Source organism: Melaminivora alkalimesophila (genome assembly GCF_000282995.1).
GTDB classification, from domain to species: Bacteria; Pseudomonadota; Gammaproteobacteria; order Burkholderiales; family Burkholderiaceae_C; genus Melaminivora; species Melaminivora alkalimesophila.
Window position 1 is genome coordinate 1 of record NZ_ALEE01000172.1, and the last position, 2,684, is coordinate 2,684.

The following is a 2,684-nucleotide window of genomic DNA, read 5'->3' on the forward strand; positions in this document are numbered from 1 at the left end:
CCGGCGCCGGCCATCGCCGAGGCGCTGGCCGACCTGCAGGTGATTGCCGACCATATCGATGGCGCGCGCGTTTCCTTCGACCTCGCTGACCTGCGCGGCTATGCCTACTACAGCGGCACCCGCTTCACCATGTACACGGCCGGTGCCAGCGACGCGCTGGTGCGCGGCGGCCGCTATGACGAAGTCGGCGCCGCCTTCGGGCGCAACCGCCCGGCGGCAGGCTTCAGCCTCGACCTCAAGCAGCTCGTCTCGGTGGTGGCGCCGCGCCCGCTCAAGGCGGCCATTCGCGCCCCCTGGAGCCGCAACGGCGAGGCCGGGGCCGCCATCGCTGCGCTGCGCGCGCAGGGCGAGACGGTGGTGTGCATGCTGACCGAGCATGGCAGCGAGGTCGACGAGTTCCATTGCGACCGCGAGCTGGTGCTGGCCGACGGCCGCTGGCAGGTGCGCCCGCTCTGAGAGGGCCGCAGGAGCCGGTCGGCCGCCTGTCGCCCGCGATGCGCTGGGGTGCCGAGGCCGCCTGGATGGATTCTGGATTTTTGCGTTTTGGATGGATTTGACATGCAGACAGGAAAAGGCCGCAACGTGGTGGTCGTGGGCACCCAGTGGGGCGACGAGGGCAAGGGCAAGCTGGTGGACTGGCTGACCGAAAGCGCCCAGGGCGTGGTGCGCTTCCAGGGCGGCCACAACGCCGGTCACACCCTGGTCATCAATGGCGTGAAGACGGCGCTGCATCTGATCCCCAGCGGCATCATGCGCCCCGGCGTGCGCTGCTACATCGGCAATGGCGTCGTGCTGTCGGCCGCCAAGCTGCTCGAGGAAATCGCCGGGCTGGAACGCGCCGGCGTCGAAGTGCGCTCGCGCCTGCGCGTGAGCGAAGCCTGTCCGCTGATCCTGCCATTCCATGTCGCGCTGGACGTCGCGCGCGAGGCCGCACGCGAGCACAGCGGTGCCGAGCGCATCGGCACCACCGGCCGCGGCATCGGGCCGGCCTACGAGGACAAGATCGCGCGCCGCGCCCTGCGGGTGCAGGACCTGAAGAACCCCGAGCGTTTCGCCGAGAAGCTGCGCGAGCTGCTGGCGCTGCACAACCACGTGCTGACCACGTTCCTCGGCTCCCGCGAGTTCACCTTCGCACAAGCGCTGCAACCCTACCTGCGCGACGGCGAGGTGCAGTTCGATGCCGTCTACGAAGAAGCCATGCGGCACGCCGAGCAGCTGCGCCCCATGATGGCCGACGTCTCGCGCGAGCTCAACGAGGCCCATGCGGCCGGCGGCAACCTGCTGTTCGAGGGCGCCCAGGGCACGCTGCTGGACGTGGACCACGGCACCTACCCTTACGTCACGTCGAGCAACTGCGTCGCCGGCAATGCCGCGGCCGGCGCCGGGGTCGGCCCCGGCATGCTGCACTACGTGCTGGGCATCACCAAGGCCTACTGCACGCGCGTGGGCGGCGGCCCCTTCCCCACCGAACTGGACTGGGAGACGCCCGGCACGCCCGGCTACCACATGAGCACGGTGGGCGCCGAGCGCGGCGTCACCACCGGCCGCAGCCGGCGCTGCGGCTGGTTCGATGCCGCGCTGCTCAAGCGCAGCGCCCAGGTCAATGGCCTGTCGGGGCTGTGCATCACCAAGCTGGACGTGCTCGATGGCCTGACCGAGCTGATGCTGTGCGTCGGCTACGAACTCGACGGCGAGCGCATCGACCTGCTGCCGCTCGGCGCCGACGACATTGCGCGCTGCCGCCCGATCTACGAGCAGCTGCCCGGCTGGAGCGAATCCACCGTCGGCGTGACGCGCTACGACGAACTACCCGTGAACGCGCGGCGCTACCTCGAGCGCATCGAACAGACCACCGGCGTGCCCATCGCCATGGTCTCCACCAGCCCGGACCGCGACCACACGATCCTGCTGCAGGATCCCTACGCGGCGTGACGCACGCCCAGGCCGCCCGGCTGCAGACCGACGCCGGACAGGAATCGACCATCCCCCATGCAGGAGTCACCATGCTGACGGAAGACGGCAAGCACCTCTATGTGAGCTACGACGAGTACCACAACCTCATCGAAAAGCTGGCGCTCAAGGTGCACCAGTCGGGTTGGGAGTTCGACACCATCCTCTGCCTGGCACGCGGCGGCCTGCGGCCGGGAGACATCCTGAGCCGTATCTTCGACAAGCCGCTGGCGATCATGTCCACCAGCTCTTACCGTGCCGAGGGCGGCACCGTGCAAGGCCACCTCGACATCGCCCGCTTCATCACCACGCCGCGGGGCGAGATTGCCGGGCGGGTGCTGCTGGTGGACGACCTGGCGGACTCGGGCCACACGCTCAACGCCGTGATCCGCATGCTCAAGACCAACTATGCCCCCATCACCGAGCTGCGCAGCGCCGTGATCTGGACCAAGGGTTTTTCCACCTTCACGCCCGACTACTCGGTGGAGTACCTGCCGACCAACCCCTGGATCCACCAGCCTTTCGAGGGTTACGACAACCTGACGCCCGACAAGCTGCTGGAGAAGTGGAGGCTGTAGTCTTGCGCCGACGGGGAAGTTTCGGGCTATACTACGTGCTCAGCACCGCCAGGGCGCTTGAAGAAGTGGCCTGGATGGTGCAAGTGGAAATGATCAGAAGATTTTTCCACCCGGCCTTGTCTGGTGCTTCCTTTGTGTTGTATAGTTCAAGGCTTC

General features: G+C 67.8%; 3 protein-coding genes. All 3 read left to right on the forward strand.

Annotation, left to right across the window (positions count from 1 at the left end):
- A partial coding sequence (locus A612_RS02835) for an ATP phosphoribosyltransferase regulatory subunit (protein ID WP_019373090.1) occupies nt 1–456 on the forward strand: 456 nt, incomplete at its 5' end.
- 102 nt (nt 457–558) lie between these two features.
- Nucleotides 559–1,932: an adenylosuccinate synthase gene (locus A612_RS02840; protein WP_019373091.1), complete on the forward strand. Its 1,374-nt coding sequence runs from the start codon at nt 559–561 to the stop codon at nt 1,930–1,932.
- 71 nt (nt 1,933–2,003) lie between these two features.
- The gene (locus A612_RS02845; protein ID WP_040435740.1) at nt 2,004–2,528 is read left to right on the forward strand and encodes a phosphoribosyltransferase; all 525 of its coding nucleotides are present in this window, start codon (nt 2,004–2,006) and stop codon (nt 2,526–2,528) included.
- Nucleotides 2,529–2,684 lie beyond the last annotated feature (156 nt).

Excerpts from the sequence above, each read along its gene's own strand:
- A612_RS02840 (WP_019373091.1), top strand. The coding sequence starts at position 559 with ATGCAGACAGGAAAAGGCCGCAACGTGGTGGTCGTGGGCACCCAGTGG.
- A612_RS02845 (WP_040435740.1), top strand. The coding sequence starts at position 2,004 with ATGCTGACGGAAGACGGCAAGCACCTCTATGTGAGCTACGACGAGTAC.